Origin of the sequence: Nocardiopsis prasina DSM 43845, from assembly GCF_000341265.1 — a bacterium.
Taxonomy (GTDB): Bacteria; Actinomycetota; Actinomycetes; order Streptosporangiales; family Streptosporangiaceae; genus Nocardiopsis; species Nocardiopsis prasina.
Map to the genome: position 1 here is coordinate 22,871 of NZ_ANAE01000146.1, position 26,328 is coordinate 49,198.

25 protein-coding genes are annotated in these 26,328 nt (G+C 71.8%); 8 read left to right on the top strand and 17 right to left on the bottom strand.

All coding sequences use genetic code 11. The features are described 5' to 3' along the window. Positions 1–108: 108 nt before the first annotated feature. Together D452_RS0116715 and D452_RS0116720 are read right to left on the bottom strand one after the other, a co-directional pair. A complete protein-coding gene (locus D452_RS0116715; protein WP_017545295.1) occupies positions 109–528 on the bottom strand; it encodes a hypothetical protein in 420 nt (139 codons plus the stop codon). A gap of 3 nt (positions 529–531) precedes the next feature. Next, on the bottom strand, positions 532–1,011 hold the full coding sequence (locus D452_RS0116720; RefSeq protein ID WP_449289521.1) for an RNA polymerase sigma factor: 480 nt from the start codon (positions 1,009–1,011) through the stop codon (positions 532–534). Positions 1,012–1,461: 450 nt separating this feature from the next. Here D452_RS0116720 and D452_RS0116725 point away from each other — a divergent pair, with 450 nt between their 5' ends. After that, on the top strand, positions 1,462–1,956 hold the full coding sequence (locus D452_RS0116725; protein ID WP_040694042.1) for a DUF3145 domain-containing protein: 495 nt from the start codon (positions 1,462–1,464) through the stop codon (positions 1,954–1,956). Positions 1,957–2,273: 317 nt separating this feature from the next. Here D452_RS0116725 and D452_RS0116730 read toward each other — a convergent pair whose 3' ends face one another. The 4 genes from D452_RS0116730 to D452_RS0116745 all read right to left on the bottom strand — a co-directional run bounded on the left by D452_RS0116730 (position 2,274) and on the right by D452_RS0116745 (position 5,478). Next, positions 2,274–2,729: a DUF1707 SHOCT-like domain-containing protein gene (locus tag D452_RS0116730; protein ID WP_017545298.1), complete on the bottom strand. Its 456-nt coding sequence runs from the start codon at positions 2,727–2,729 to the stop codon at positions 2,274–2,276. Between the two features lie 124 nt (positions 2,730–2,853). Then, positions 2,854–3,642 carry an inositol monophosphatase family protein gene (locus D452_RS0116735; protein ID WP_017545299.1) on the bottom strand — a complete coding sequence of 263 codons (789 nt, stop codon included), beginning with the start codon at positions 3,640–3,642 and terminating at the stop codon, positions 2,854–2,856. Next, positions 3,639–4,697, bottom strand: coding sequence for an ATP-grasp domain-containing protein (locus tag D452_RS0116740; protein WP_017545300.1), 1,059 nt, complete (start codon positions 4,695–4,697; stop codon positions 3,639–3,641). The genes D452_RS0116735 and D452_RS0116740 overlap by 4 nt, the downstream gene beginning before the upstream one ends. Before the next feature lie 250 nt (positions 4,698–4,947). Continuing rightward, positions 4,948–5,478, bottom strand: a complete 531-nt coding sequence (locus tag D452_RS0116745; RefSeq protein ID WP_017545301.1) for a YbhB/YbcL family Raf kinase inhibitor-like protein — start codon at positions 5,476–5,478, stop codon at positions 4,948–4,950. Between the two features lie 175 nt (positions 5,479–5,653). Here D452_RS0116745 and D452_RS0116750 point away from each other — a divergent pair, with 175 nt between their 5' ends. Further along, positions 5,654–6,619 carry an LLM class F420-dependent oxidoreductase gene (locus tag D452_RS0116750; protein ID WP_017545302.1) on the top strand — a complete coding sequence of 322 codons (966 nt, stop codon included), beginning with the start codon at positions 5,654–5,656 and terminating at the stop codon, positions 6,617–6,619. Positions 6,620–6,724: 105 nt separating this feature from the next. On the opposite strand, the gene D452_RS0116755 is transcribed toward D452_RS0116750, so the two are convergent. From D452_RS0116755 to D452_RS28435, 3 genes are all read right to left on the bottom strand, one after another. Further along, on the bottom strand, positions 6,725–7,975 hold the full coding sequence (locus tag D452_RS0116755) for a PucR family transcriptional regulator (RefSeq protein WP_017545303.1): 1,251 nt from the start codon (positions 7,973–7,975) through the stop codon (positions 6,725–6,727). 298 nt (positions 7,976–8,273) lie between these two features. Next, positions 8,274–8,591 carry a hypothetical protein gene (locus D452_RS31430; protein WP_017545304.1) on the bottom strand — a complete coding sequence of 106 codons (318 nt, stop codon included), beginning with the start codon at positions 8,589–8,591 and terminating at the stop codon, positions 8,274–8,276. Beyond that, positions 8,537–9,898 carry a bifunctional aspartate transaminase/aspartate 4-decarboxylase gene (locus D452_RS28435; protein ID WP_239646412.1) on the bottom strand — a complete coding sequence of 454 codons (1,362 nt, stop codon included), beginning with the start codon at positions 9,896–9,898 and terminating at the stop codon, positions 8,537–8,539. The genes D452_RS31430 and D452_RS28435 overlap by 55 nt, the downstream gene beginning before the upstream one ends. 266 nt (positions 9,899–10,164) lie before the next feature. Here D452_RS28435 and D452_RS0116765 point away from each other — a divergent pair, with 266 nt between their 5' ends. From D452_RS0116765 to D452_RS0116775, 3 genes are all read left to right on the top strand, one after another. Continuing rightward, positions 10,165–10,671 carry a hypothetical protein gene (locus D452_RS0116765; protein WP_017545305.1) on the top strand — a complete coding sequence of 169 codons (507 nt, stop codon included), beginning with the start codon at positions 10,165–10,167 and terminating at the stop codon, positions 10,669–10,671. 199 nt (positions 10,672–10,870) lie between these two features. Further along, a complete protein-coding gene (locus tag D452_RS0116770) occupies positions 10,871–11,194 on the top strand; it encodes a putative quinol monooxygenase (protein WP_017545306.1) in 324 nt (107 codons plus the stop codon). A gap of 43 nt (positions 11,195–11,237) precedes the next feature. Then, positions 11,238–12,287: an aldo/keto reductase gene (locus tag D452_RS0116775; RefSeq protein ID WP_017545307.1), complete on the top strand. Its 1,050-nt coding sequence runs from the start codon at positions 11,238–11,240 to the stop codon at positions 12,285–12,287. 51 nt (positions 12,288–12,338) lie between these two features. Here D452_RS0116775 and D452_RS0116780 read toward each other — a convergent pair whose 3' ends face one another. Together D452_RS0116780 and D452_RS0116785 are read right to left on the bottom strand one after the other, a co-directional pair. Next, positions 12,339–12,536: a hypothetical protein gene (locus tag D452_RS0116780; protein WP_026129400.1), complete on the bottom strand. Its 198-nt coding sequence runs from the start codon at positions 12,534–12,536 to the stop codon at positions 12,339–12,341. A gap of 55 nt (positions 12,537–12,591) precedes the next feature. Beyond that, on the bottom strand, positions 12,592–13,806 hold the full coding sequence (locus D452_RS0116785; protein WP_017545309.1) for an acyl-CoA dehydrogenase family protein: 1,215 nt from the start codon (positions 13,804–13,806) through the stop codon (positions 12,592–12,594). A gap of 269 nt (positions 13,807–14,075) precedes the next feature. Here D452_RS0116785 and D452_RS0116790 point away from each other — a divergent pair, with 269 nt between their 5' ends. Further along, entirely contained in the window at positions 14,076–15,878 is a 1,803-nt protein-coding gene (locus tag D452_RS0116790) for an AMP-dependent synthetase/ligase (RefSeq protein WP_017545310.1), read from the top strand. A 73-nt stretch (positions 15,879–15,951) separates the two neighbouring features. Here D452_RS0116790 and D452_RS0116795 read toward each other — a convergent pair whose 3' ends face one another. Next, positions 15,952–16,800, bottom strand: a complete 849-nt coding sequence (locus tag D452_RS0116795) for an LLM class F420-dependent oxidoreductase (protein WP_017545311.1) — start codon at positions 16,798–16,800, stop codon at positions 15,952–15,954. Between the two features lie 186 nt (positions 16,801–16,986). On the opposite strand from D452_RS0116795, the gene D452_RS0116800 reads away from it, so the two are divergent. Beyond that, the gene (locus D452_RS0116800) at positions 16,987–17,787 is read left to right on the top strand and encodes a hypothetical protein (protein ID WP_017545312.1); all 801 of its coding nucleotides are present in this window, start codon (positions 16,987–16,989) and stop codon (positions 17,785–17,787) included. A gap of 49 nt (positions 17,788–17,836) precedes the next feature. On the opposite strand, the gene D452_RS0116805 is transcribed toward D452_RS0116800, so the two are convergent. The 5 genes from D452_RS0116805 to D452_RS0116825 all read right to left on the bottom strand — a co-directional run bounded on the left by D452_RS0116805 (position 17,837) and on the right by D452_RS0116825 (position 24,960). Next, a complete protein-coding gene (locus tag D452_RS0116805; RefSeq protein ID WP_083927541.1) occupies positions 17,837–18,847 on the bottom strand; it encodes an ABC transporter permease in 1,011 nt (336 codons plus the stop codon). Then, positions 18,844–19,806, bottom strand: coding sequence for an ABC transporter permease (locus D452_RS0116810; protein ID WP_017545314.1), 963 nt, complete (start codon positions 19,804–19,806; stop codon positions 18,844–18,846). Before D452_RS0116810 ends, D452_RS0116805 begins: the two co-directional genes overlap by 4 nt. Continuing rightward, the gene (locus tag D452_RS0116815; protein ID WP_017545315.1) at positions 19,803–21,323 is read right to left on the bottom strand and encodes a sugar ABC transporter ATP-binding protein; all 1,521 of its coding nucleotides are present in this window, start codon (positions 21,321–21,323) and stop codon (positions 19,803–19,805) included. The genes D452_RS0116810 and D452_RS0116815 overlap by 4 nt, the downstream gene beginning before the upstream one ends. 54 nt (positions 21,324–21,377) lie before the next feature. Beyond that, positions 21,378–22,499 carry an ABC transporter substrate-binding protein gene (locus tag D452_RS0116820; protein ID WP_017545316.1) on the bottom strand — a complete coding sequence of 374 codons (1,122 nt, stop codon included), beginning with the start codon at positions 22,497–22,499 and terminating at the stop codon, positions 21,378–21,380. Positions 22,500–22,641: 142 nt separating this feature from the next. Beyond that, positions 22,642–24,960 carry a glycoside hydrolase family 2 gene (locus D452_RS0116825; protein ID WP_017545317.1) on the bottom strand — a complete coding sequence of 773 codons (2,319 nt, stop codon included), beginning with the start codon at positions 24,958–24,960 and terminating at the stop codon, positions 22,642–22,644. 249 nt (positions 24,961–25,209) lie between these two features. Between D452_RS0116825 and D452_RS0116830 the strand changes: the two genes are divergently transcribed. Next, a complete protein-coding gene (locus D452_RS0116830; protein WP_083927542.1) occupies positions 25,210–26,256 on the top strand; it encodes a LacI family DNA-binding transcriptional regulator in 1,047 nt (348 codons plus the stop codon). Positions 26,257–26,328: the final 72 nt, after the last annotated feature.

Sequence of the window (26,328 nt, forward strand, 5' to 3'; positions counted from 1 at the left end):
GGTGGCGGGGTGGGGCGAACCGGGGCGAAGCCAGACACGTGGAGGTGAGTTGGCGCACGGAGAAAACCGGGTTCGGGTCGTATCCGTTTCCCGTCTCCCGGGCGGGTCTCAGACGGTGAACCAGTCCGTGACGGTCGCAGGGTGGTCGGGTCGTTCCACGACCAGGCAGAGCGGCCCGGAGGGCACGGAGGTGTCGAAGCGGCCGTCGAGTCCGACGAACAGGAGGAGTGTGCCGTCCAGGCGCCGCAGGCGCACGTCCACGTGGTCGAACTCGCCGCTGACCAGGCCGGACAGGAGGCGCTGGTCGCCGCGGGCGCGTACCTGGAGGTCCAGGTGGACGCCGTCCAGGTCGAAGCTCAGAACGCTCGGAGCGGTTCCCTGCTCGTCGCGTTGGAGTGGTCGCGTGGGGGACGGGGCCGTGTCACTGACGGTTCTGGCCATCCTGGCACCGTCGAACGAGCGGTCGAAGGCGGCCAGCGCGGCGGCCCGACCGGCTCGGTCCTGAGTGGGGTCTGGATCGTTCCGCACGGTTCACGCACGCCTTTCACTCGGATCAGTGTTCGCTCGAAGGGAACGGCGAAGCTGACGGATCAGGTGCCGCCGCTGGTTCGGAGTGGTCCGGTGGGAGATCGGTCCGGCGTCGGGGGAGTCGTCCAGGTAGAGCCGCGCTACCCGGCGGTCCACCGGGTCGGTGAGGCCGTCGACGGCGCGGTGGAGAGCGGCGTTCCGTTCGTCGCGCAGGTACCGGAGCTCGGGGTCGTCCTGGTCGTGGGCGTACCCGTCCATGTCCACGGGGTCCGTGGGGACGAAGCGCCGCTGGTGCAGCCGTTGGCGGTCACAGGCCGTGTGTGTGGCCCGGCGCAGCCAGGAGGCGAGCCGGTGCGGGGAGTGGAGGCGGGGGAGGGGGCGNAGGCGGGGCAGGTGCTGGTTGAGGCGGAGCCAGACCGTCTGGACGGCGTCCTCGCGGTCCTGCTGGGGGAGCCGGTAGGACCGGGCGATGGCGTTCACCATGGCGAGGTGGCGGTCCACGATGGCCTCCCAGGCGTCCGCCCTTCCGTGACAGGCGCCCAGTACGAGTTCGGCGTCGGTGGGCTCGACCGCCTCGGGAGGGGGCGCCGGGGCGGGGCCGGATGTGGCCGGAACCGGCAAGGAAGTGGTAGAAACATACCCTGAACAGTGCGGATGGGCGTTTCTGTCGTGGGTTTCCGGAGAGTGGATGCCCTCTCGAGTCTGGTCTGGCACATCCGCCCCCACTATGATCGGACTCCCTGTCGCCGCCTGGGGCACACGCTAATCACTGGGTGCCGCGGGCGCGGTGGGAACGCTGGAAAATACCAGCGTGCGAGATGGTTCTCAGGGTGCCATTGGGGCACAATGGGGCAAAAGGCATTCAGGCGGGTAAGCAACCTTCTCGAGTACGAGGGCGTCGGGGAAGCGCACTCGTTCGTATCAGGAGGTTCGGTGTCCGCACGTGGCGTCTTGTACGTCCACTCCGCGCCCGCGGCGCTGTGCCCACATGTCGAGTGGGCGGTCGCGGGCGTTGTTGGAGTACCCGTCAAACTCGACTGGGCCGCCCAGCCGGCGGCCCCCGGCCATCACCGTGCCGAGCTCAACTGGCAGGGGAAGCCGGGGACCTCGGCGGCGATGGCCTCCGCGCTCAACGAATGGCAGCGCCTGCGTTTCGAGGTGACCGAGGAGGGGTCGCCCGGCTGCGACGGCATGCGCTACAGCTACACGCCATCCCTCGGGGTGTTCACCGCCGTCACGAGCGCCGCCGGTGAGGTACTCGTTCCCGAGGGCAGACTGCGCGCCGCCATGGCCACCGCGGCCGCCGAGGGCACCGAGCTCGCGGCCGAACTCGACCGGCTCACCGGCCGCGCCTGGGACGAGGAACTCGAACCCTTCCGTTACGCGGGTGACGGCGCCCCCGTGCGCTGGCTGCACGCCGTGGGCTGACCCCTCTCCGGGCAGCACCATGCGGGCGAAGGCGCGAGTCCCCCGATATGTCGAGTATCGCCCTCCGGCCCGAGACATCACCAGTCAGACGACGCAGGCCTGTGGACAACCCCGTGCCCTGCTCGCGCACGTCCGCGCCGTGCCCCGGTCCTGCTCCCCGAGGGGCTGTCGCGGGTTACCGAGTGGGCGCTCCGGGAGCTCATGCCGGTCCCGAGGACTGGCGGCTGGTACTTGAACGGCCCCCCGGGGACTCACCGTGTGCGCGGGCCGCTCCGGCCCCGAGGGGTCTCCCCGGGGCCGTGACCGCGCGGGTCGGGTCAGGGCGGGGTCTCCTCGCTGGGCCAGATCGCGGAGGCCAGCAGGACCGCGGCCCAGATCCCCAGGGGAACCAGAGGCCAGTACGGAACCAGCTCGCCGCCGAGCAGGCTCGCCACACCCCAGACGCCGGTCAGCGCCCCGGCCACGCCCAGCCACCAGCGCCACTCCTCGCCCCACTCCTCCCACGGCACCAGCACACCGGCCGGTTCGGGGGAGGGACGCGACTCGCGGTGGAACCTGGGCTGCGGTACCGGGAGTTCGGGTTCGGGGAGGTCCGCGGTGAGCGAACGCAGCTCACCGACCATGACCGAGCACAGGGCCGCACCGACACGGCGCTCGTACTCCTCGTGGTCCAGACGGCCCTCGGAGAACGCCACCGCGAGGCGGTCGACCGTCAGGTCCCGCTCGGTGTCCGAGGCGCGCATCTGGTTCAGCGGCAGACGTTGGGCCTCCACTTCCCACCCCCAAAGGCGCGTTGGTTCCCACACGATACGCGCCGTGTACGGCGCGCGAAAGGGCCCCGGGTCACCAGTTCGGACGGCTTGCGAACCACCCCTGAAGGAGTGGTTTCGCCGCAGGTCAGAGCGCTAACCAACGGGACACCGTGCGACACGTGGACGGATCCGCGGCACCCACCAGCCCGGTGTGCTCGAAGGCCCCCTGGTAGGTGAACCCGGAGCCGTCCAGACGGGTCAGCAGACCCCCCGTCTCGGCCAGTACCAGACCGGGCGCGGCCACGTCCCAGTCACGGACCGGGACGTCCTTCACGAACAGCTGGGCGTCGCCCTCGGCGATCCGGCAGAGCTTCAGCGAGATACTCCCGCTCTCCAGGTACCCGTCGTAGCCGAAGTGGTCGTACACGCTTCGGGCGATGCCCGAGGGGGCGGGGGTGTTGTCGGTGAGCACCCCCTGACCGGGAGGGGCGGGCGGCTGCTGTGGCAGCGCCCGGCCGTCGCGCCAGGCGCCCCGCCCGCGCACGGCCGTGTAGAGGGTTCCCCTCTCGGGGGCGAAGACCGCCGCCACCTCGGGGCGCTCCCCGACAACCAGCGCGGCCTGGGTCACGTACCCGTCGAACCCGTGCGCGTAGCTGGCGGTGCCGTCGATGGGGTCGATCAGCCAGTACCGGGGCGGGCGCTCCCGGGTCAGCGAGTCCGGGTCCTCCTCGCTCACCACAGGGATGCTGGCGTCGATGCCGGTGAGTCTCCGGGAGAGCGCCCGGTGCGCCCTGGCGTCGGCCTCGGCCTTGAACTGGCTCCCCTCCCACACACCGTCGCGCGCCGTCGGGTCCGAACGCCACGCGCGCAACAGCCCGCCGACCTCCACCACCGCGTTCGCCATCGCCTCGGACAGCGCGTGCCGAGGGCTCATCGGGCCGCGGGAAAGGTGGCGGACCGCTCTCCGGTGCCCACCCCGCCGGGCAGGGAGAATCCCCCGCCGCTGGTGGTCGGGGTGGGTGCGGGGGAGATCCCGTGGGAGGCGAACCGCTCCTCGGACATGAACTCGTCGGTCCAGCGCCGCACCATGGCCACACCCTCACGCCATTCGTCGGTGAGTCGGGGGCCGTCGCACACGGCCTGGCGGAGCAGACCGGTGATCTCGTCGACCCCGGCGGCCACGGTGAGCGCCGCCGTGGAGGAGAAACGGGGATTGATCTCGAAGACCCGGGGCTGACCCCGGTCGTCCAGGCACAGCTGGACGTTGAACGGTCCGTCCGCGCGCAGGGCGTTCTGGACCGCCCGGCAGGTGCGGACGACCTCCGGGTGGCGCCGCGTGACCGCGTACTTGGTGACCCCCTGCTTGAGGAGGACCTCCTTGGGCACCACGGCCTGTACGTCGCCGTCCCGCCACACCACGACGGACACCGTGTACTCGGGGCCGGTGACGCGTTCCTGGACGATCAGGTCGTCGGCCGCGTAACCGCTCTCGGAGACCGCTCGGGCCATGTCGCGGGCCGAGTCGACCACCATCACACCCCGGCTGCCCCGACCGCTGCGGGGTTTGACGATCAGCCCGCCCGGCGACCTGTCTGCGGCGTCGGTGGGCCACTCCGAGGCGAGCCAGGTGCGGGGCACACCGATCCCGGCGTCCTCCAACTGCCGCATGAGGGCGTACTTGTCCAGGCAGGTGCTGACGAACTCCAGACGGGGCAGCAGGACCGCCACCCCGTCCTTGGCCAGGTCGGTCACCCGGACCAGTTCCTCGTCCACCAGCGGCACCACGGCGGCGGCGTCCTCCTCGGCGCACAGGGAACGCATCCGGGGCAGGAAGGCCTCGCTGTCGCCCGGCGGTACCAGGCAGCCGCGGTCGGCGAGGTACAGGCCCGGAGCGGCCGGGTCCAGGTCGGTGGCCACCACCCGGAAACCGTTCTCACGCAGGCGCAGGATGGTTCCGGGTGTGGGGGCGGAGCCCGCCGTCGTCACCACGACGGTCGGTTTCCTCGAAGTCTGCTGTGGCACCGGCTGAACCCTTCCGAGCGAGATTCGAGTGGGCCGAGGGGATGGCCCGAGCCTAGACGGGGGAGTGCCCCCGCGGCTCGGGATTGGCCGGATGCGGTTGCCGGGACAACCAAACGGGCCTCTCGCGCGTGTACTCACCGGCCCCGGGAGGAAGGGCAGAGGGCGGGTGACGCGCTCGGTGCGTCACCCGCCCTCCGGCGGCGGGGGTCGAGACCCCCTAGCCCTGCTCGTACGTGGGCGTGACGACCGCGCGGCCGATCGCGTGCGAGAACAGGTTGAAGCCGAGGAACGCCGGGCTCGCGGAGGCTTCGATGCCCAGGCTCGGGACGTCCACGGCGTGCACCACGAACATGTACCGGTGGGGGCCGTGCCCGGCGGGCGGGGCCGCACCGATGTAGCGGTGGCTCCCGGCGTCGTTGCGCAGGGTGATCGCCTGTTCCGGCAGACCGGAACCGTTGCCCGCGTCAGCCGCCAACTCGGTCACGTCGACGGGGATGTCGCAGACCGACCAGTGCCAGAACCCGCTGGCGGTGGGAGCGTCCGGGTCGAAGCAGGTCACGGCGAAGCTCCGGGTCCCCTCGGGGAACCCGCTCCAGGACAGGTGCGGGGAGGCGTCCTCGCCCCCGGCACCCATGATCCCGCTGACCTGCGCCCGGGGCAGGCCCTGGCCGTCCCTGACGTCGTCGCTGGTGACGGTGAACGCGTCGACGTCGGGCAGGAAGTCGTAGGGAGAGGGTGGCTTGGCCACGGGGATGGCCTCCTTCGTTCTCGGGGTCGTCCGTTCCGGCCCGCTGGCGGGCCCTGCACCGAACATACGCCCCGACGGGCGGGGTGCGGTCTTCTGCGCGGACCTCGGCGGGGGTACGGTCGTGCCACACCGGACCGAACCCGGTTCGGTCCGCCCACCGACCCATGGAGCCACCATGACCGAACGCTGGGGCATCACCGTTCCCTTCGAGGGCGTCCCCCTGACCGGCCAGCGCGCACTGTTCGAGTCCCTGCCCGACCTCGGCTACACCGACGCGTGGTCATCCGAGGCCAACGGCACCGACGCGTTCACCCCGCTGGCCCTGGCCAGTGTGTGGGCGCCGAGACTGCGACTGGGCACCGCGATCGTGCCCGTCTACACGCGCGGCCCCGCCACCCTGGCCATGAGCGCCGCCACCATGGCCGCCGCCGCACCCGGCCGGTTCGTGTTGGGGGTGGGCACCTCCTCGAACGTGATCGTGGAGCGCTGGAACTCCCTCCCCTTCGAGGAGCCCTACAAGAGGGTCCGCGACACCGTGCGCTTCCTGCGCCAGGCGCTGACCGGCGAGAAGGTCAGGGCCGACTACGACACCTTCTCGGTGCGCGGGTTCACGCTCGGCGCCGTCCCGGAGCGGGTGCCGCCCGTCCTGGTGGCCGCGCTGCGCCCGGGCATGCTGCGTCTGGCCGGGCGGGAGGCCGACGGCGCCATCCTCAACTGGCTGTCCGCCGAGGACGTGCGGACGGTCGCTCCGATCGTGCGGGAGTTCGGTGACGACAAGGAGATCGTGGCGCGGATCTTCGCCGTGCCCGACACCGACGCCGACACCGCGCGGGGGATCGGCCGGTGGGCGATCTCGGCCTACCTGAACGTCCCCGTCTACCGGGCCTTCCACGAGTGGCTGGGTCGAGAGGAACTCGGTCCCATGTGGAAGGCGTGGGAGGAGGGGGACCGCAAGGGCGCGCTCGCCGCGATTCCGGACTCCGTGGTGGACGAACTCGTCGTGCACGGACCGGCCGAGTACTGCCGTGAGCGGATCGGCGCCTACGTCGAGGCGGGCGTGGACACTCCGGTGATCGCCCCGATCGGCCCGCCCGGCACGGATCCGGCCGCGGTGGTCAGGGCCCTGGCTCCCCGGGGCTGACCCGGCCCGCGGTCCCGGGCGGGTCCGCTGGCGGGCCTGGAGGGGGCTCCCTCGGGATGTTCCCCGCGCACCATCGCGCAGGGAACATCCCGACTGTTCGGTATGTCATCGGTCCCGGTCCAGCGGGCCCAGCAGCCTGCGGGCCCGCAGCACCAGCTCCAACTCGAAGCGCGCCCCCGGATCCCGCAGACCGGGACCGAACAGCTCCTCCAGCTGCCGCATCCGGTACCGCACGGTCTGCGGATGGATGCGCAACCGTTCCGCCGCCCCGTTGGCGTTGAACCCCGACTCCAACCACGCCAGCAGGGTGTCGGCCATCCGCTCCCGCTGCTGCTCCCGCATCGCTGACAGCGGCGCCAACCGCACCCGGGCCAGCTCCGCGACCAGCGCCGTGTCCCGCGACAGCAGCAGTTCCGGCAGGTGGTCGCTCCACCGCAGCACGCCCTGCCCCGACACCACCCCGGCCCGCGCCAGCTCGGCCAGCTCCCGTGCCCGCGACAGGGAAGCCGGGGCCTCGTCCAGGGGCACAGCCGGACCGAGCACCGCGCGGCAGCCCCGCATCGACCGCTCCAGCGACCTCAGCCTGCCCGGGCCCTCCGGGTCGGGCACCAGCGCGCACGGCTCCAGGCGGTCCAGGTCCACCAGCACGTCCGAGGGCAGCACCGGGGCACTCGCCGACCCCTCCTGGTCGAGCAGTGCCACGGCCACCCGCTCGGGCACGCGCCACCGCGCCGCCCGCGCCAGGGCGGACACCGTTCGCGCCTCCGGCTCCGTCCCGGACTCAGCCAACAGCACTTCCAGCAGCCGGGAGCGGCGTCGTCGCAGCGCCTCCACCCCGGCGCCCCGCACCTGGGCGTGCCCCTCCGCCGCGGCCGAGGAGATCTCCTCCTGGAACGCGAAGAGCGCCTCGCCGAGCGCGGCCATCTGGTCCCGGTCGATCGTGTCGGCCTCGGCCAACCGACGCCACGCCACCGCTGCCGACGTGCGCATGCCGGTGTGCAGGCACTCCAGGCCGCGTCCCTGCCGGGCCTCACCCGCCCCGAACGCGCGGAAGGTCCGCTCGATCGCGCCGGTGTGCTCGACGCCGGGGGCGGCCTCGCCGTCTCCGGCGCCGGTGGCCCTCACGCCGTCCTCGATCCGGTCCAGGAAGGTGTGCACGGCGGCCCCGATCACCGCCCGGACCGACTCCACGTGCGCGGGCTCCAACGCCTGGGCATGAGCCTCGGCCCGGCGCCGGATGGCCTCCACGGCCTCCTCGGTCAGGTGCGGCACCAGGGGGCGGAGCCTGGCCCCCAGGGTCGGGGGAAGGTCCGCGACGAGGGCGCCGCGGGCACCGTCCCGTAGTCGGTACGACATGTCACCTCCGGCGCGGACGCACGGCGGCGCGGCTCCCCGCGCGCCCGTGCGCGCGCCGAACCGCTGGTGGCACGCCCGCGCGTGCTCTGTGCGCCAGTGGATACCGTGATGCCGGTCACCCTCCTCCATATCACCAGAGGCCGCCCCGGGGGACAAGCCCCCGTCTCGCTCGCTGGAAACGCCCGCCTCCCAAGGAAGTCGGTCCGCTCCTACACGGGCCGATGCGCTTGCGTACGGGTCGGCCCTTCTCCGGGACCGGCTCCCTTGGTGGAACCAGTCCCCTCCTCTCGGGTCGGTCTCAGGGGCGCTCGGTGGCCTCGGTGTACCTCCGGTGGTACTCCTCGCCGATCTCCCTGAGGACGCGCCCGATCCGCTTGTAGGCCTCGTGGTCGAGGTTGGCGAGGCTGATCCGCACGGACCACTCCGGGCCGTCGAAGCCGCCGCCGTTGAGCAGCACCACGCCGTCCTCCCGGGCCAGGCGCAGGACCGGGTCCACCGGTTCGTAGTTCGCGCGCGTCCACTCGGCGAACTCGGCGCCCCAGTGGCGTTCGGCCCAGGACATCAGGTCGAGTTCGACGTAGTAGCCCGCGCGACGGGTGTCGGTGGGCAGGGGCACGCCCAGCCCTCGGACAGCGCGGCGAGCCGCCGGTCCAGCACGCTCATGACCGGTGCGTGGTACTCCTCGTCGGCGTGGGTGAGCGAGAAGAGGGCGAACAGCGCCATCTGCACCTGCTGGGGCGTGGACAGCCCGGCGGTGTGATTCAGCGCCACGGAACGGCTGTCGGCCACCATGCGGTCGATGAACCGCATCCCCGGCACGTCCAGCGACAACGGGGCGTAGCGCCGCCGGACCGCCTCGGCGTCCTCCCCGTCCAGGCGGGCGATCAGATCGTCCACGACGTTGTCGGGCTGGAGGGCCACCACTCCCAGGCGCCAGCCGGTCGCACCGAAGTACTTCGAGAACGAGTACACGCCGAGGGTGTTGCGCGGGCACACCTCCATCAGCGAGGTGAAGCCGCGCACGAACGTGCCGTACACGTCGTCCGTGACGATCACCAGGTCGCGGTTGCGCCGCTCCACGATGTCTCGGACGCGTTCCAGGGAGTGCTCGGACAACGCCACCGAGGGCGGGTTGCTCGGGTTGACCAGGCACACCAGGCGCACCGACGGGTCTGCCAGCTTCTCCAGCTCGGCGTCGTCGTAGTCCCAGGTGTGGAAGTCGCTCTCGGTGCCCCGCGAGGCGCTGACCTCCACGACGTCGAAGTCGTAGCGGTCCAGGCGGGGGATCTCCAGGTAGGGGGTGAAGATCGGTGTCATCAGCGCGATCCGGTCGCCCCGGCGCAGGACGCGGTTGGCCTGGAGGGAGTCGAAGACACAGCACATGGCGGCGGTGCCGCCCTCGACCGCGAACAGGTCGTAGGGGGTCTCGGGGGCGCGGTCGCCCATCGCCCGGACCACGTACTCGTGCACCGACTCGGCCACGAACGGCAGGATGCGGGCGGGCACGGGGTAGTTGTCACCGATGACGCCGTCGACCAGTTCGTGCAGGACCTCGTCTGGGCGGTGCGGTTCCAGCCGGTTGAGGACGCGGCGGAGCAGGTCGGCGCCCGGCTCGCCCGCGTTCTGGTCGAGGAACAGGGAGAAGCGCTCGCCGACGCCCTCGGCGGCGGGCATCCCCGCGACGGCGGGCCACTCGTTCCAGGTACGGCGGGACTCCAGGACGGCGAACCGGCCGAGCAGGAAGAACGCCTCACGGGGAGGGGCGGCGGTCCAGTTCGGGTTCCCGCGTCCGGCGTTGAGCATGGCGTGGGCGCTCTTGTGCGAGGAGTCCCCCGCCAGGTCCATCAGGTGCCCCCTGAGTTCGAAGGGGCTCAGGCCCTCCAGCTCGCGTTGGGCCTCGCGGTCGTCGTCGAGGTCGGTCATCGGACCCTTCCGGTAGGTCGCCCGGTCTGAACGCGCGTGTTCGCGGAGTGCGCGCTGGAGGGGTGCCCCGGGCCGGGTCAAGCCGAACCGAACCCGGACCCATGCTTTGCCTGGTCAGGGGTGTGCCAGGGAGCGAATGGCGGGCACACGTAGTCATCGATCGGGTGAATGCGGTAACAATGGTGCGTCCCGGAAACACCGATGGCGCCCACCCCCGCCGCACCCGCCGTCGGCCGTCCCAGTCCGTCCACGGAAGGCGACCCCCCATGCGACGCACCCTGATGTGTGCTGCCCTGCCCCTGTTCCTCGCGCTCACCGCCTGTTCGGGAGGGGACGGGGCCCCCGAGGAAGAGGCCGTCGAGGAAGCGGCGGACGCCCAGGGCGGTTCCGAACCCAGCGAGGAGGACACCGCCGAGGCCACCGATGCCGCCCGCACCGTGGCGGAGGGGTTCGTGGCCGCGCTCGCGGTCGACGACGGGGAGCTGGCCTGCACCTTCGCTGACGAGAGCGCCCAGGCGGCGATCATCGGCCAGGGAGAGGACGGACAGGACTGCGTGGAGGCCTTTCCCGCCTACGCCGCCGGACTGCCCGACGCGGACGGCATCGAGGTCGGCGAGGTCACCGTGAGCACCGACCTGAACGGGGACACCCTCGTCGCCAGCGTCGAGATGGTCCACGCCGAGGAGACCCTCGGCTCCCTGGAGGTGCGTGAGGACTCGGACGGCGAGTGGCGCGCCACCCGCCTGCCCGGTACCACCCTCGGCGGAGCCTAGGGCGCTTCGGCGCCGCCCCGCCGCCCCGCCGCCCCGACGCCCTGACGCCGTGCGGCGCCGGCCACGGTCCCGGGTGAGGGGACGAACACCCCTTGTGCCCGGGCCGTCGAGCCCCGACCCTCCTGGCTCTGGGAGAGTGGTCGACCAAGGGGCGAGGCACGACCGCGCGCCCCGTGGCACACATCGAAGGAGATGCGGGATGATCCTGATCGTCGTCAAGTTCCGGACCAAGCCGGAGGCCGTGGACGGCTTCCTCGACGCGGTCGCCGACTTCACCGCGGCCACCCGCGCCGAGCCCGGCAACCTGTGGTTCGAGTGGTCCCGCAGCGTCGAGCGCGACGACGAGTTCGTGCTCGTCGAGGCGTTCAAGGACGGTGCCGCCGAGGCCCACGTCAACAGCGACCACTTCCGTGCCGGGCTGGCCTCGATGAAGCCGCTGCTGAAGGAGACCCCGCTGATCGTCAGCCGTGTGGTCGACGGCGAGGGCTGGGACCGGATGGGCGAGCTGACCATCGACGAGTAGCGTCGGCACGGGCACATCGGCTGGACGGAAGGGGAGCGGAAGTTTGGGCACGTACGTGGCGGACGACGACCGGTACGAGTCTCTGGAGTACCGGACCTGCGGCAGGAGCGGGCTGAACCTGCCGAGACTGTCACTGGGACTGTGGCAGAACTTCGGTGACGACCGGGACCTGGAGGGGCAGCGCCGCATCCTGCGCCGCGCCTTCGACCTCGGTGTCTTCCACTTCGACCTGGCCAACAACTACGGTCCGCCGCCGGGCAGCGCCGAGGTCAACCTCGGCCGCGCCCTGGCGAAGGACCTCGGTCCCTACCGCGACGAGCTGGTGATCACCACCAAGGCCGGGTGGGTGATGGGGCCGGGGCCGCACCAGCGGGGCGGTTCGCGCAAGTACCTGCTGTCCTCGCTGGACCGCTCGCTGGCCCGGATGGGCCTGGACTACGTGGACGTCTTCTACAGCCACCGGCCGGACCCGGACACACCGCTGGAGGAGACCATGCTGGCCCTCCACCACGCGGTGGTGTCCGGGCGGGCCCTGTACGCGGGGATCTCCTCCTACGGTCCGTCGCTGACCCGGCGCGCGGCGGCGATCATGCGCGACCTCGGTACGCCGCTGGTCGTCCACCAGCCCTCGTACTCGATGCTCAACCGGTGGGTCGAGGACGGATTGCTGGAGGCCGCGGCGGACGAGGGTATGGGCGTGGTCGCCTTCTCCCCCCTGGCCCAGGGGCTGCTCACCTCCCGGTACCTGGGCGGTGAGGTGCCCTCGGACTCCCGAGCGGGTGTGGGGCGGCCCAGCTGGCGGGAGAACATGCTCACCGAAGAGGTGCTCGGCCGGGCCCGGGCACTCAACCAGATCGCCACCGAGCGCGGTCAGACCCTCGCCCAGATGGCGATCTCCTGGGTCCTGCGGGACCAGGGGCCGCGCACCGTCACCACGGCGCTGGTCGGCGCCTCGAGCGTGGAGCAGCTGGAGCAGAACCTCCGTGCGGTGGACCACACGGACTTCTCCGATGAGGAACTGCGCGACATCGACCGCTGGGCGGTCGACTCCGACGTGAACATCTGGTGGGGCGCCACCGCCTCCAAGGAGTAGCTCCCCACCGGATCGGTGCCCCGAGGCCAACGGGGGCCGGGGATCCGGGGCCTACCGGTCGTCTCCGGTGCGGCCCCGGTCCTCGTCCTCGTCGGTCCGACCGCCGGGGACCTGGTCCCAGTAGTCGGGCGAGCGGACGGCCTTCTCCGCCTGGCGCTGGACGATCCTGAAGATCGCCAGCACCAGGAAGATGATCGCGACGGGTACGGCGATGCCGATCAGGACGCCGAGTGCGGGCCATGCGAACACCGGCCTCACCTCCTCACCCTGAGTCTCCCCGCTCACCTGCGGGTTCACCCGTGTGTCAGCGGATCGGCAGGCCGGTGACGGTGCGGCCGATGATGAGCCTCTGGATCTCGCTGGCGCCCTCGAAGATGGTGAAGATGGAGGCGTCGCGGTGCCAGCGCTCCACCGGGTAGTCCCTGGTGTAGCCGTTGCCGCCGAGGATGCGCAGGGCGTTCTGGGTGACGAGGGTGGCGGTCTCCGAAGCGTAGAGCTTGCTCATGGAGCCCTCGGCGTTGGCGAAGTCCTTGCCGTTGCGGGCCATCCACGCGGCCCGCCACACCCGCAGACGGGCGGCGTCGATGCGGGTGGCCATGTCGGCCAGGAGGAAGGCCACGCCCTGGTTGTCGCCGATCGGCCTGCCGAACTGCTCGCGCTGGGTGGAGTAGTCGCGGGCGTACTCGTAGGCGGCGCGGGCGCAGCCCACCGCCATCGCGCCGACGGTGGGCCGGGTCGCCTCGAAGGTCTTCATGGCGGCCTGGCCCTTGGAGCGCTTGCCCTCCTTGGCGCGGGCGATCCGCTCGTCCAGCTTCTCCTTCCCCCCCAGGAGGCAGGAGCCGGGGACGCGGACGTCGTCGAGGACGACCTCGGCCGTGTGGGAGGCGCGGATGCCGTGCTTGGCGAACTTCTGGCCCTGGGACAGGCCGGGGGTGTTGGGCGGAATGATGAACGAGGCCTGGCCGCGTGAGCCGAGTTCGGGTTCCACGGAGGCGATCACCACGTGCACGTGGGCGATGCCGCCGTTGGTGGCCCAGGTCTTGACGCCGTTGATGACCCACTCGTCCTTGGCCTGGTCGTAGACGGCGCGGGTGCGGATGGCGGAGACGTCCGAACCGGCGTCGGGCTCGGACGCGCAGAACGCAGCGAGCCTGACGTCGTCCGGAGTGCCGAACATCTGCGGGGCCCACTCGCCGATCTGCTCGGGGGTGCCGGTCTTGCTCAGCGAGGCGGCGGCCAGGCCGGTGCCCATGATGGACAGGCCGATGCCGGAGTCGCCCCAGAACAGCTCCTCGATGGTGACGGCCATGCCCAGGCCGCTCTCCTCGAAGGCCTGGGTGGCGAAGAAGTCCAGGGAGTAGAGGCCGATCTTGGCGGCCTCCTGGATGATCGGCCAGGGGGTCTCCTCCCGCTCGTCCCACTCGGCGGCGGCGGGGCGGATGACGTCGGCGGCGAACCCGTGGGCCCAGTCCCGGACGTCGCTGATCTCTTCGGGAAGCTGGAGGGAGAAGTCGGGCATGGGGGCTCCTTGGGGGTCACGCGGGGACGCGGGGGTGGGGCGGCAGGGTGTTACCGGTGGTTACCTTAGTGAACATTACCCGTGAGTAGCATTCGGGGCGTCGGGGGGTCGGGGCGGGATGGTCGGCGGGTCGTCCGATCACCCCTGGTCCGGGCCGCTCCTTTCACTGGAAAGCGCCCACGGGAAACCCTTTCCGAGGAAAGGCGGAATGCTAGGCTCGTGTGTGTTCTGGATCACAAAGTAGAGGAAGCTGCCCCCCAGGAGCACAGATGACCTCCGCCCCCGGCACCGAGGACGATCCCACGAACCGCACTCTCCCCGAACTCCTCCTGCGCAACGCGCGTGAGCACCCCGGTCTCCCAGCCCTGTCCTGGCGTGAACCCGGCGCCACCACCTGGTCCACCCTCACCTGGGAGCAGGCCCGCGAGACGGTGTCCGCCCTCGCCGAAGGGTACGCGGCCCTCGGCGTCCGGCCCGGCGACCACGTGCTCCTCATGATGGGAAACCGGCCCGAACACTGGCTCTCCGACCTCGCCCTGGTCCACGCCGGGGCCGTCCCCACCACCGTCTACTCCACCGCCGCCCCCGAACAGATCGGCTACGTCTGCCGTCACAGCCGCGCCCGGATGGCCGTGGTGGAGGACCCCGACGTCGCCGCCCACTGGGAGAAGCTCCTCGACGACCCCGGCACCGCCCTGGAGACCCTCGTGGTGCTGGACCGGCCCGATCCCGGGCGCGGCCACACCCCCTACGACGGACTGACCGGCTCCGCCCCCTCGGGCGCCTTCGAGCGGTGGCGCGACCTCACACCCGACCACCTGGTCACCGTCGTCTACACCTCCGGCACCACCGGTGACCCCAAGGGGGCCGCCATCACCCACCGGCAGGTCCTCGCCCAGGCCACCGCCCTCGACGCCGCCGTCGACCTGCCCGACCACCCCAGCCACGTCTGCTACCTTCCGCTGGCCCACATCGCGGAACGGCTGCTCAGCGTCTACCTGCCCCTCGNCGTGTGGATGTGCGCCGATCCCGCCGCACTCGCCCGGGCCCTGCCCGAGATCAGACCTCCGCACTTCGTGGGGGTGCCGCGCGTGTGGGAGAAGCTCGCCACCGGTGTGCGGGCCTCCCTCGCCGCCCTGCCCGAGGAGTTCACCGCCGTCATCGACGCCGCACGCGAGGTCGCCAGCGACTACCACGGGCGGCGGGCCCGCGGCGAGGAGGTCCCCGCTGACCTGGAGGAGCGGTACCGGGACGCGCACGCCTCCGTGCTCACCCCGCTCCTGGCCCGACTCGGCCTGGACCGGCTGCGCCTGGCCTCCAGCGCCTCCGCGCCCATGCCCGTGGACGTGCTGCGCTTCTGGTCCTCCCTGGGCGTGGCCGTCATGGACGTGTGGGGGCTCACCGAGTCCGTGGGCGTGGCCACCCTCAACACCCCGGAGGTCGGCCGAAACCGGCTCGGCTCCGTGGGCCGCCCCGTCCAGGGCGTCCAGGTGCGGCTGGCCGACGACGGCGAGGTGTTCCTGCGCGGACCCTCGGTCTTCGAGGGCTACCTCCAGCCGGACGGTTCCGTCAGCCCCGCCACGGACGACGAGGGCTGGTTCGCCACAGGGGACGTGGGCCGGAACGACGAGGACGGCTTCCTGTGGATCACCGACCGCAAGAAGGAGATCATCGTGACCTCGGGCGGGAAGAACGTCCCGCCCGTCCTGGTGGAGAACACCCTCAAGGAGCACCCGCTGGTGGGGCAGGCCCTCGTGCACGGCGACGGCCGCCCCTACCTGGTGGCGCTGCTCGTCCTCGACCCCGAGATGGCGCTGGCGTGGGCCCGCGAACACGGGGTCGACACCGGGGGAGCGGTTCCGGCCGACCACCCGGACGTGGTGGCGGAGGTCGAACGCGCGGTGGCGGCGGCCAACACCCGCCTCAGCCGTCCCGAACAGGTCAAGCGCCACCGACTGCTGTCGGGGGAGTGGGGGCCGGGGACGGGTGAGCTGACCCCCTCCCTCAAGCTCCGCCGCCGCGTGGTCGAGGACCGCTACGCCGAGGAACTGGCCGCTCTCTACCGGGACTGAACAGGATCCCCGTCCGATGCGGGGCCGCGCCGAGGCCGGCCCCGCGCCGAGGCCGGCCCCGGTCCGGAACGAGTCAGGCGGTCAGCGCCGGGGCCAGCCGGGCGAGCGTGCCGAGCAGGCCGGACTCCCCGGGGATCGGCTGCACCACCACGTGGTCGGCCCCGGCGTCCAGGTGCGCCCGCAGCACCGCCGCGGTCTGGTCCGCGTCGCCCTGCGCGACGAGGTCGTCGATCAGCGCGTCACTGCCGCCGTCGGCCAGGTCCAGCACCGTGTACCCCAACCGCTCCAGGTTGGCCGCGTAGTTGCGCATGCCCAGGTAGAACGACATGCCCCGGCGGGCCTCCTCCCGGGTCCGTGCGGGGTCGGAGCCCAGCACCAGCTTGTGTTCGGTGGCCAGCAGCGGTCCGTCGCCGAGCACGCCGCGCGCGAACCGTGTGTACGCCGGGGTGACCAGGTACGGGTGCGCGCCCGCCGCCCGTTCGGCGCTGAGGCCGAGCATCCTCGGGCCCAGTGCCGCCAGCACCCTCCGGTCGGCGGGTACGCCGCCGCGGTCCAGCACGTCCAGGTAGTCCCGCATCCCCTGGAGCGGGCGGACCGCCTCGGGGCCGTTGAGCTCCCGGTGCCCGGCCCCGATGCCCAGCAGGAACCGTCCCGGGTAGGCCGACTCCAGCCGTGCGAAGGAGTCGGCGACCTCCTCGGCGGAGGACGCCCAGATGTTGACGATCCCCGTGGCCACCGCCAGCCGCGACGTCGCCGCCAGGGCCGTGGCCACCGGCTCCAGGTCGGCCGGGGCGGAGCCGCCCAGCCACACGGCGCCGAACCCCAGGCGCTCGATCTCGGCGGCGACGTCCTCGTCGAGGTTCTGGTGGCTCAGCCAGACGCCGTACCTGCCCAGGTCGACCGGTGTCGCGTTCAGACCCATGGATACTCCTCGGTGAACTCGGTGATCCCCGTGCCCGTGGGGCGGTGCCGCCACCAACCTACGGCGGCGAGGCCCGGAGGTCGCGGATCGGCGCTCGCCCCGCCAGTCGGGGGCCGCGACGTATCCTGCGGGGGCGGGCCCCCACCCCGGAGGCCGCTTCTCCTCTGACCCCCTGGAGACGGCGAGATGAGCGTGCACCTGTTCCCGGCCGACGACCTCGACCTGGTCGTCACGGTCCAACAGGACTACGAGAGCGACACCCCCATGGACACCCACCACCTGACCCCGGGGGAGACCCGGACCTTCGGGCGCGGCGGTCGGGACCGGGACGTGGACATGAGGCTCGGAGCAGGAGACCGGGCCGTGCACCGGCACGCCGGAGAGATCACCTCCCACGGGGACCACTGGCGGATCAGCAACCTGAGCCCCAACAAGTCCTACATCGTGGAGAACACGGAGCGGTTGGCCGGGTACGTGCAGGTCCAGCCGAACACCCACGGCATGGTGGTGCCCTTCGAGACCTCCCGGGTGCGCGTCCCGGGAGCGACGGGGGAGCACAGCTTCCTGGTGATGGCCCCGGCCGCGTGCAGCGCCGTCCTCTCCCCGGAGTCCCCGGGCATCGCCGAGGACGACTGGGCGGACTCCACCGGGGAGCGCACCGAGGCCAACAGCTTCCGCATGGACCGGTGGCACACCTACTACCGCGTCCTGGTCGCCCTCTGCGAACCCCGGCTGCGCGGCCTCACCCCGCCGGTACCGACCCAGAACCAGGTGGCCCAGCGCCTGGGTATCGGTACTGCGGCCGTGAACGCCCAGGTCAACTACCTGCTCAAGGACAAGTTCAAGGTCGAACTGGAGGGCGGGGGACAGGGGCAGGGATGGCGGTCCCAGGTCCTCATCGACAAGGCCCTCCACTTCGGGGTGGTCACCGAACGCGACCTGCGGCTCCTCGACGACGATCACAGCGGGCCGAAGGCCCCGGCGTAGCGCCGCCGCCCCGGGAGCCGGAACGGCGGGCGCACGCCCACGGGACGGCTCAGCCGGGATCGCGCCCCCGGCTCAGGTGCCGCTGCACCAGCACCACGATGATCAGGAACAGACCGCTGACCACCTCCTGGAAGGCCGAGGTCAGGGAACCCACCGCGTTGATGACGTTCTGGATGACCCCCAGCAGCAGGACCCCCACCAGGGTGCTGCCGACGAACCCGTAGCCGCCGGTCAGCAGGGTGCCGCCGATCACCACCGCCGAGATCGCCTGGAGTTCGGTGCCGATCCCGAAGATCGTCACCCCCGATCCCAGCCACACCGCGTTCAGCGCCCCCGCCGTGCCCGCGCACAGACCGGAGAACGTGTACACGGCGATCCGGGTCCGCGCCACCGGCACGCCCATCAGCGCGGCGGTCCGCTCGTTGCCGCCCACCGCGTACACGTGCTGGCCGACGGTGGTCCGGCGCAGCACCAGGCCGCCGACCACGAAGGCCCCCACCACGAGCAGGAACGGGTACCCCAGCACCCCGAACAGCTTCCCGTGCACCAGCGCCGACAGCGCCATCCCGTCCGGGACCAGGTAGGTGGTGTTGCCCTCGTCGGACACCGACAGCATCAGCCCCCACGCGCCGAGCATGGTCGCCAAAGTCGTGATGAACGGCGCCAGCCGTGCCCGGGCGATCAGCACCCCGTTGAGCAGCCCGATCAGCCCGCACACCGCCAGCGGAACCGCCATCAGCGCCAGGCCCCCGTACTGCGAGGCCCACGCGGCCAGCACGCCGCCGAGCGCGAACACCGTGCCCACCGACAGGTCGATCCCGCCGGTGATGATCACGAACGTCATGCCGAGCGCGATGATCGCCAGGAACGACGCGCTCACGGCGATCCGGTTCAGGTTGCCCAGGGCCAGGAAGCCTTCCAGGCTCACCCCGGCCACCGCCACCACCAGCAACAGCACCACCAGTGCGCCGTGCCGGGCGGCCAGCTCACGCCAGGGCACGCCTGGAGCGGGCCCCCGGCCACCGGCGCGCGGCCCCGGTCCCCTCACGGTGGTACTCATGTCCTCCCCCGATCCCGGGCCAGGTAGACGGCGCCGATGATCACGGCCGTCTGCGCCATCTGCGTCCACGACGGCGGCAGGTCGTGCTTGATGAGCGTGGCCACGAGCAGCTGCATCAGCACCGCCCCGGCCACCGTCCCCGCGATCCGCACCCGCCCGCCGGTCAGCGGGGTACCGCCGACCACCACGGCGGTGATCGCCGACAGTTCGATCAGCACGCCCACCGAGTTCGGGTCGGCCGCCTGCAACCGGGCGGTCACCAGGACCCCGGCCACCGCCGCCAACGCGCCGCTCAGCGCGTACACGCCCAGCAGTACCCGGCGCACCGGCAGCCCGGAGAGCTCGGCCGCGCGCCGGTTGCCGCCCACCGCCACGAGGCGTCGGCCGAACACGCTCCGGCGCACCAGGAACGCCACCGCCGCCACGAGCAGAGCGGCGATCCACACCACGTAGGGCACGGCCAGGAACGACCCCGAACCCAGTTCCCTCAGGTCCGGGTTGCGCACGCCGTCCAGCTGCGGGAGCAGTACCAGGGCCAGCCCCCGCCCGCCGATCATCATCGCCAGGGTCACGATGATCGCCTGCACACCCGCGAAGGCCACCAGCACACCGTTGGCAGCCCCGGCCAGGGCGCCCACGCCCACCGCCACCAGCACGGCCACCAGCGGCCCGTACCCCAGGTACAGCGAGATCATCGCGGCGGACAGCGCCATCACCGAACCCACGCTGAGGTCGATGCCGCCGGTCGCGATCACCAACGCCATGCCAAGAGCGACGATCAGCACCGGGGCGACCTGCACGGCCTGCGTGCGGAAGTTCTCGAAGGACAGGAAGTTCGGTGTGAACACCACGTTGAACAACACGACCAGAGCCACGCCCACGTACACGCCGTAGTCCCGCATCCACAGGAGGAGCCGTTCGCGGTCCACCCGGGGGCGCCCGCGCAGGGAGACGGTCACCGCTCCTCACCGCCCCGCGCGATCGCGGCCAGCAGGGAGTCCTCGGTGACCTCGTCACCGACCAGCTCACCCACCACCGCTCCGTCCCTGAGCACCACCACCCGGTCGGCGCCCTCCACCAGTTCCTCCAGGTCCGAGGAGACCAGCAGCACGCCCAGGCCCTCCTCGGCCAGTTCGTCCACCAACCTCTGTACCTCCGCCTTGGCGCCCACGTCGATCCCGCGCGTGGGCTCGTCGAGCAGCAGCACTCTGGGGTTCAGCGCAAGCCACCGGGCCAGCAGCACCTTCTGCTGGTTGCCGCCGGACAGCTCCTCCACCTTCTGGTGCGGGCCCACCGCCTTGATCCGCAGGCGCTCCATGAACCGCTCCACCACCCGGTCGATCGCCCGCTCGGACACCAGCCCGAACCGGCTCAGGCCCGGCATGGCCGCGAGCGCGATGTTCTCCCGGATCGACAGGCCCGGCACGACGCCCTCGTGCTTGCGGTCCTCCGGCAGGAGACTCACCCCCGCCCGGATGGCCGCAGCCGTGGACCCCGTCCGCAACGGGGCGCCCACCACCGACACACGGCCCGCGTCCAACGGCAGCGCGCCCGCGATCGCCTTCGCGGTCTCGGTGCGCCCCGACCCCAGCAGTCCGCCGAGCCCCACGACCTCGCCCGGCCGGACCGTCAGCGACACCCCGTGCAGCCGGTGCCGGGCGCTCAGCCCCTCGGCCTCCAGCGCGGGGGTCCCCGACCACGCCTCCCGGTCGCCGGAGAACGTGGTGGCGCCCTCGCTCCGCACCCGCTCCATGTCCCGGCCCAGCATCAGCGAGACCAGCCGCAGCCGCTCCAACCCGGCCATCGCGCCCCGGTGCACCAGGCGGCCGTCCCGCAGCACCGTCACCCGGTCGCACACCCGGAACAGCTCGTCCAGGCGGTGGCTCACGTAGACCACCGCCACACCGTCCTCGCGGAGGCGTTCGATCGCTCCGAACAGCGTCTCCACCTCGCGCGGCTCCAGAGACGACGTGGGCTCGTCCATGATCACCACGCGGGCCCGCGCCGACACCGCCCGGGCCAGCGCCACCATCTGCCGGGCGCCCATGGACAGGGTCCCCAGCGGACGGCGCACGTCCACGTCCACGCCGTAGTCCCCGAGCGTCCGGGCGGCCTCGCGGTGCATGCGCGCGAAATCGATCAGCCCGAACCGCCTCGGCTCGCGCCCCAGGTACAGGTTGCGGGCCACGCTCAGCAGCGGCAGGAGGTCGACCTCCTGGTAGATCGTGGCGATCCCGTCCCGTTGGGCGTGCAGGGGAGTGGCGAACCGGGTGGGCTCCCCGTGGTGGCGCAGCTCGCCCCCGTCGGGCTGGTACACCCCCGTCAGCACCTTGATCAGGGTGGACTTTCCCGCGCCGTTCTCGCCGACGAGCGCGTGCACCTCGCCGGGAAGCAGCTCGAAGTCCACCCCGTCCAACGCCAGGACGCCCGGGAACCGCTTGGTCAGCCCGCGGGTGTCCAGGACCGGAACGGTCACCGTCCCACCCCCTCCGCTCGCGGGGGCGCCCCGCCCGGGGCGCGACCGGAACCCCTAGTAGGCATGGGGTAGCTCCTCCTCGGCGTTGTCCGCGTCGTACTCGCGGTCGGTGATGATCAGCTGCGTGCCGACGTCCTCACCGGAGCCGAAGGCCGAGGCCGCCTCGAAGGCCAGCGGGCCGAAGCGCGGGTTCGACTCCACGACAGCCGCGATCCACCCGTCGACGATGTACTCCACCGCCGCCTGGGTGCCGTCCACGGTCACGATCCGGACGTCGCCGGGCGCCTTGCCCGCGCCGTTGAGCGCGGTGACCGCCCCGATGCCCATCTCGTCGTTCTGCGCGTAGATCCCGGAGATGTCGGGCTGCGACTGGATGAGCTGCTCGGTCACCGACTGCCCGCCCTCGCGGGTGAAGTCGCCGGACTGCTGGAAGACGATCTCGATCCCGGGGGCCTCGGCCTCGATCCGCTCCAGGAAGCCGCTGGTGCGGTCGGTGGTCACGTTGTTGCCGGGCGCGCCCAGCAGGATGGCCACCTCGCCCTCGCCGCCCAGCACGTCGATCATCTGGTCGGCGGCGCGACGCCCCTGCTCCACGAAGTCGGACCCGATGAAGGTCACGTAGTCCTCGCAGGCGGTGCCGTTGATGGGCCGGTCGATGGTGAGGATCGGGATCGCGTCGGCGCGCGCCTGGTCCAGGACGGGCTTCCAGCCGTCGGAGTTGAGCGGCGCGATGATCAGCACCTCCGCGCCCTGGGACATGAGGTCCTGGACGTCGCTGATCTGCTGCGAGAAGTCGGACTGGGCGTTGGAGGTGATGAGTTCGACGCCCCGGTCCGCGGCCTCGTCCTTGATGGACTGCGTCTCGGTGATGCGGAAGGGGTTGGACTCGGCCTCGGACTGGGAGAAGCCGACCTTCTTGTCCGTGAGATCGAAGGGCTCGATCCCGTGGTCCTGAGCGTTGCAGGTCTGGCCGCCGCTGGCCGCCTCGTCCAGGACCTGGGCCTGGCCCTCGGTGTCCCCGGCGGCGGCGTTCCCCGCTGCGACGTCGTCCTCGCCCCGGGCGCAGCCGGTGGCCGCCAGGGTCAGGGCCGCGCCCACTGCGGCGGTGGCCAGCAGGACCCGACGGGGTCGGGAGAGCGTTCCCGCGCCGGTGTGGTGGGTGTGGTGTTCGATCATGTCCGGTCTCCGCCCGGGTTGAGGGGAAGCCGGCTGAGGGGAGCCGGCGCAGGGGTGCGGGAGGGGCGGGGCGCCGGGTCGGGGGCGCCCCGCTGAGGGATGTGGTCAGTCACGGGATCCGAGGGTCACCGGGGGCGACGGCTCAGGGTGACCAGGGGGTCTCCACGGACCACGAGGTGTCGTGGTCGTAGTGCTCGGCGGTGTCGTGGTCCTCGCCGACGGTGCCCGCTCCGGACAGCCAGAGCTCGGAGTCGTGGTGGCGCAGGTACCGGTCCGGGTAGTTGTAGGAGCGCAGGGAGATCCCCTCGCCGCTCAGTCCGGGCACGGCGCACCAGGTGGCGTCCTGGTCGAACAGGCCGGAGCCGTCCGCGGGCTCCCGGCCCACCCGCGACGCCTTGTGCCGCAGGTACTCGCCCGGATGGTCCACCGACTCCAGCGTCAGGCACTGGTCGTCGGCCAGGCCGGGCACGAACCGCCAGGTGGCGGCGGACCTGTCGGTCTCGGAGCTGTCACCGTCCACCGGGGCGGTGACGCCGAGCCCGCCCTCGTGGGCCAGGTAGCGGTCCTCGTGGCCGGGGGTGGTGACCCGCAGCGACAGGTTCTCCTCCACGGGCACGTCCGCGACCCCGCCGACCGGCTCCCCGGACAGCAGCTGCTCGTGCGCCCCGGCGACGACCTCGGGGTCGACCTTGAGCACCCGGCGGTCGTAGGTCCAGAACCCGTTGAGCTCGGTCTCCACGTCGGTGATCTCGGTGTAGATCGCCGCAGACAGACCGTGGGTGCGCTCCAGCCGCTGCACGCCCGCCATCAGGCCGACGTAGCGGGTGGCCAGGGAGTGGCCGTCACTGATGTCCTCGTAGCCGAAGCCGTCGCCGGGGCTCCACTCGTGGCCCTCCACCGGGAGGTTGTAGCCGCCGAACTCGCCCAGCACCGAGATCCGCTCGTCCTCCGCGGGCGCGGGATCACCGGGGCCGACGTAGATGTGGGAGTCGACGATGTCGCCGTTGCCGGTGTCGTGCCAGCCGGAGGCGCCGGTGACCAGGCGCGAGGGGTCGGACGCCTTGACCTCGTCGGTGAGGCGTGCGTCGCCGTCGTACTGGCCCCAGCCCTCGTTGAACACGATCCAGTTCACGATGGACGGGAAGCTGCGGTGCTCGTCCACCAGGGCGTGCAGCTCGGACTCGAACTGGTCGCGCCCCGCCTGGCTCGGGTCGCCCGACATCGACGGCATGTCCTGCATGACCATCACGCCGAGCCGGTCGGCCCAGTAGTACCAGCGGTCCGGCTCCACCTTCACGTGCTTGCGGATGGTGTTGAAGCCGAGTTCCTTGTGCGACTCGATGTCGAAGCGCAGGGCCTCGTCGGTGGGTGCGGTGGAGATGCCGTCCGGCCAGTAGCCCTGGTCGAGCGTGCCCACCTGGAACACGTACTCGCCGTTGAGGAGCGGGCGCAGGACCCCGTCCACCTCACCGGTCTCGATGGAGCGCATCCCGGTGTAGCCCGCGACCTCGTCGCGGACCTCGCCTCCGTCGCCGGAGGTGAGGGTGACGTCCACGTCGTACAGGTAGGGGTCGTCCGGGCTCCAGAGGCGGGCGTCCGGGACCGGAACGGTGATGGCGGAGTCGGGGGCACCGGTGGCCGAGCCGACCTCGGCGCCCTCGTCGTCCAGGACGGTGACGGTGGCCGTGGCGTCCTCGGCGCCGGTCGCGTTCACCACCACCTCGACCCGTTCACCGGGCACGTCCGGGGTGATGTCCAGCCGGGTGACGTGGGCCTCGGAGACCGGTTCCATCCACACCGTCTGCCAGATGCCGGTGAAGGTCGTGTACCAGATGCCGCCGGGTTCCAGCCGTTGCTTGCCGACGGGCTGCTCACCCTCGTCGCTGGGGTCGTGGACCCCGACGACGACCTCGTTCTCACCCTCCTGGAGGGCGTCGGTGACGTCGAAGGAGAACTTGTCGAACCCGCCCTTGTGGGAGCCGACGGAAGTGCCGTTCACCCACACCTCGGAGTCCCAGTCCACGGCGCCGAAGTGGAGCAGGACGCGGTCGCCGTCCCAGGAGTCCGGGACCTCCATGGTGCGGCGGTACCAGAGGCGGTCGTGGTGCTCCTCCACGCCGGACAGCGCGGACTCCACCGGGTAGGGGACCAGGATCTCGCCGTCCAGGTCGGTGCCGAAGGGCGGTGCCTCGCCGTCCTCGGCCGGGGCCCACTGCCAGAGGCCGTTGAGGTTCTCCCAGTCCTCCCGCACCATCTGCGGGCGCGGGTACTCGGGCAGGGCGTTGTCCGGGGAGACCTCCGAGGTCCAGGGGGTCTCCAGGCGGGGCTCGTCCGACGCTGCGGCCGGGAGCGCGGTCAGCGCCGAAGCGGTCAGGAACGCGGCCAGAACGGGGGCGGCCGCGCGGACGGTCGTCCGGCGGGCGGGACTCGGGGACAGGGACGCGGGGGGTTGACGTCTCATGGGGGGTTCTCCGTGTCGAGTGGTGCGGGAGGACCTGCACGAGGCAGTGCCACCCCCGCTTTTACAACGTGGGAAACCTGACTTAGCCAAGATGACAGCACGATCAACGAGTCCTGTCCAGACCCTGAAAGGAAACCCGCTGGACATCTGGGGAAACCTCAGGGACCGACACAGGGGGGAAACCAGCCCGTCAGCAACGCTGGGCAGAGAACGCACCCGTGTTGTATAACGATGTAAAACTCAACGGCCCTGGGTACAGCGGCCCGGAAGGGGAAGCGAGTGGGCATCAGCCTGAAGGACGTCGCGCTACGGGCGGGGGTGTCGGTCAAGACCGTGTCGAACGTCGTCAACGGCTACCGGCACGTCACCCCCGAGACCCGCCAGCGCGTCCAGCGGGTCATCGACGAACTCGGATACCGCCCCAACCTCACCGCCCGCCACCTGCGCAAGGGCAGGACCGGGATGATCGCCCTCGCCCTGCCCGAACTCGGCAACCCCTACTTCGCCGAACTCGCCGACGCCGTCATCGAGTACGCGGGCGGGCTCGACTACATCGTGCTGCTCGACCACACGGGCGGCCGCCGCGACCAGGAGGTCCTCTTCGCCCAGGGCCTGCGGGCCCGGGTGATCGACGGGCTGATCCTCAGTCCCATCGAACTGGAGAACGAGGACCTGCTCGCCCGTGAGAGCGAGGCGCCCCTGGTCCTGCTCGGCGAGCGCGAGTACGACGCCCCCCACGACCACGTCGCCATCGACAACGTCGCCGCCGCCCGCACCGCGGCCGCCCACCTGGTGGAGATCGGCCGGGAGCGGATCGCCTTCCTCGGCGCCCGGCACGGACGGGCGCGCCAGACCGCCCACCTGCGCCTCCAGGGCTGGCGCGAGGTGATCACCGAGCACGGGCGGCCCACCGGCGACGAGTTCGTCGCGGTCACCGACGGCTACGCCCGCGAGGACGGCGCCCAGGCGATGGCCCGCCTCCTGGACTCGGGCGTCCGCCCGGACGCGGTGTTCTGCTACAACGACCTCGTGGCCATAGGGGCCATGCGCACCCTCACTGAACGCGGCCTGCGCATCCCCGAGGACGTGGCGGTGGTGGGCTTCGACGACATCGAGGACGGCAGGTACGGCGCCACCACCCTGACCACCGTGGCCCCGCACAAGAGGGCCATCGCCCGTGCCGCCACGGACGCGCTCCTGGAGCGGCTGGCCGACGCGAACCGGGCGATAGCGCCCAGGCGCGTGCAGCCGGGCTTCGCCCTCGTGCCCCGGGAGAGCACCGTGGGAAAGCCCTGAGAACCCGACGGAACCGCCCACACGCGCCCTGGGATCCCGCTGGTTTCTCCCGGTGAGGGATGCTCCGCCCAC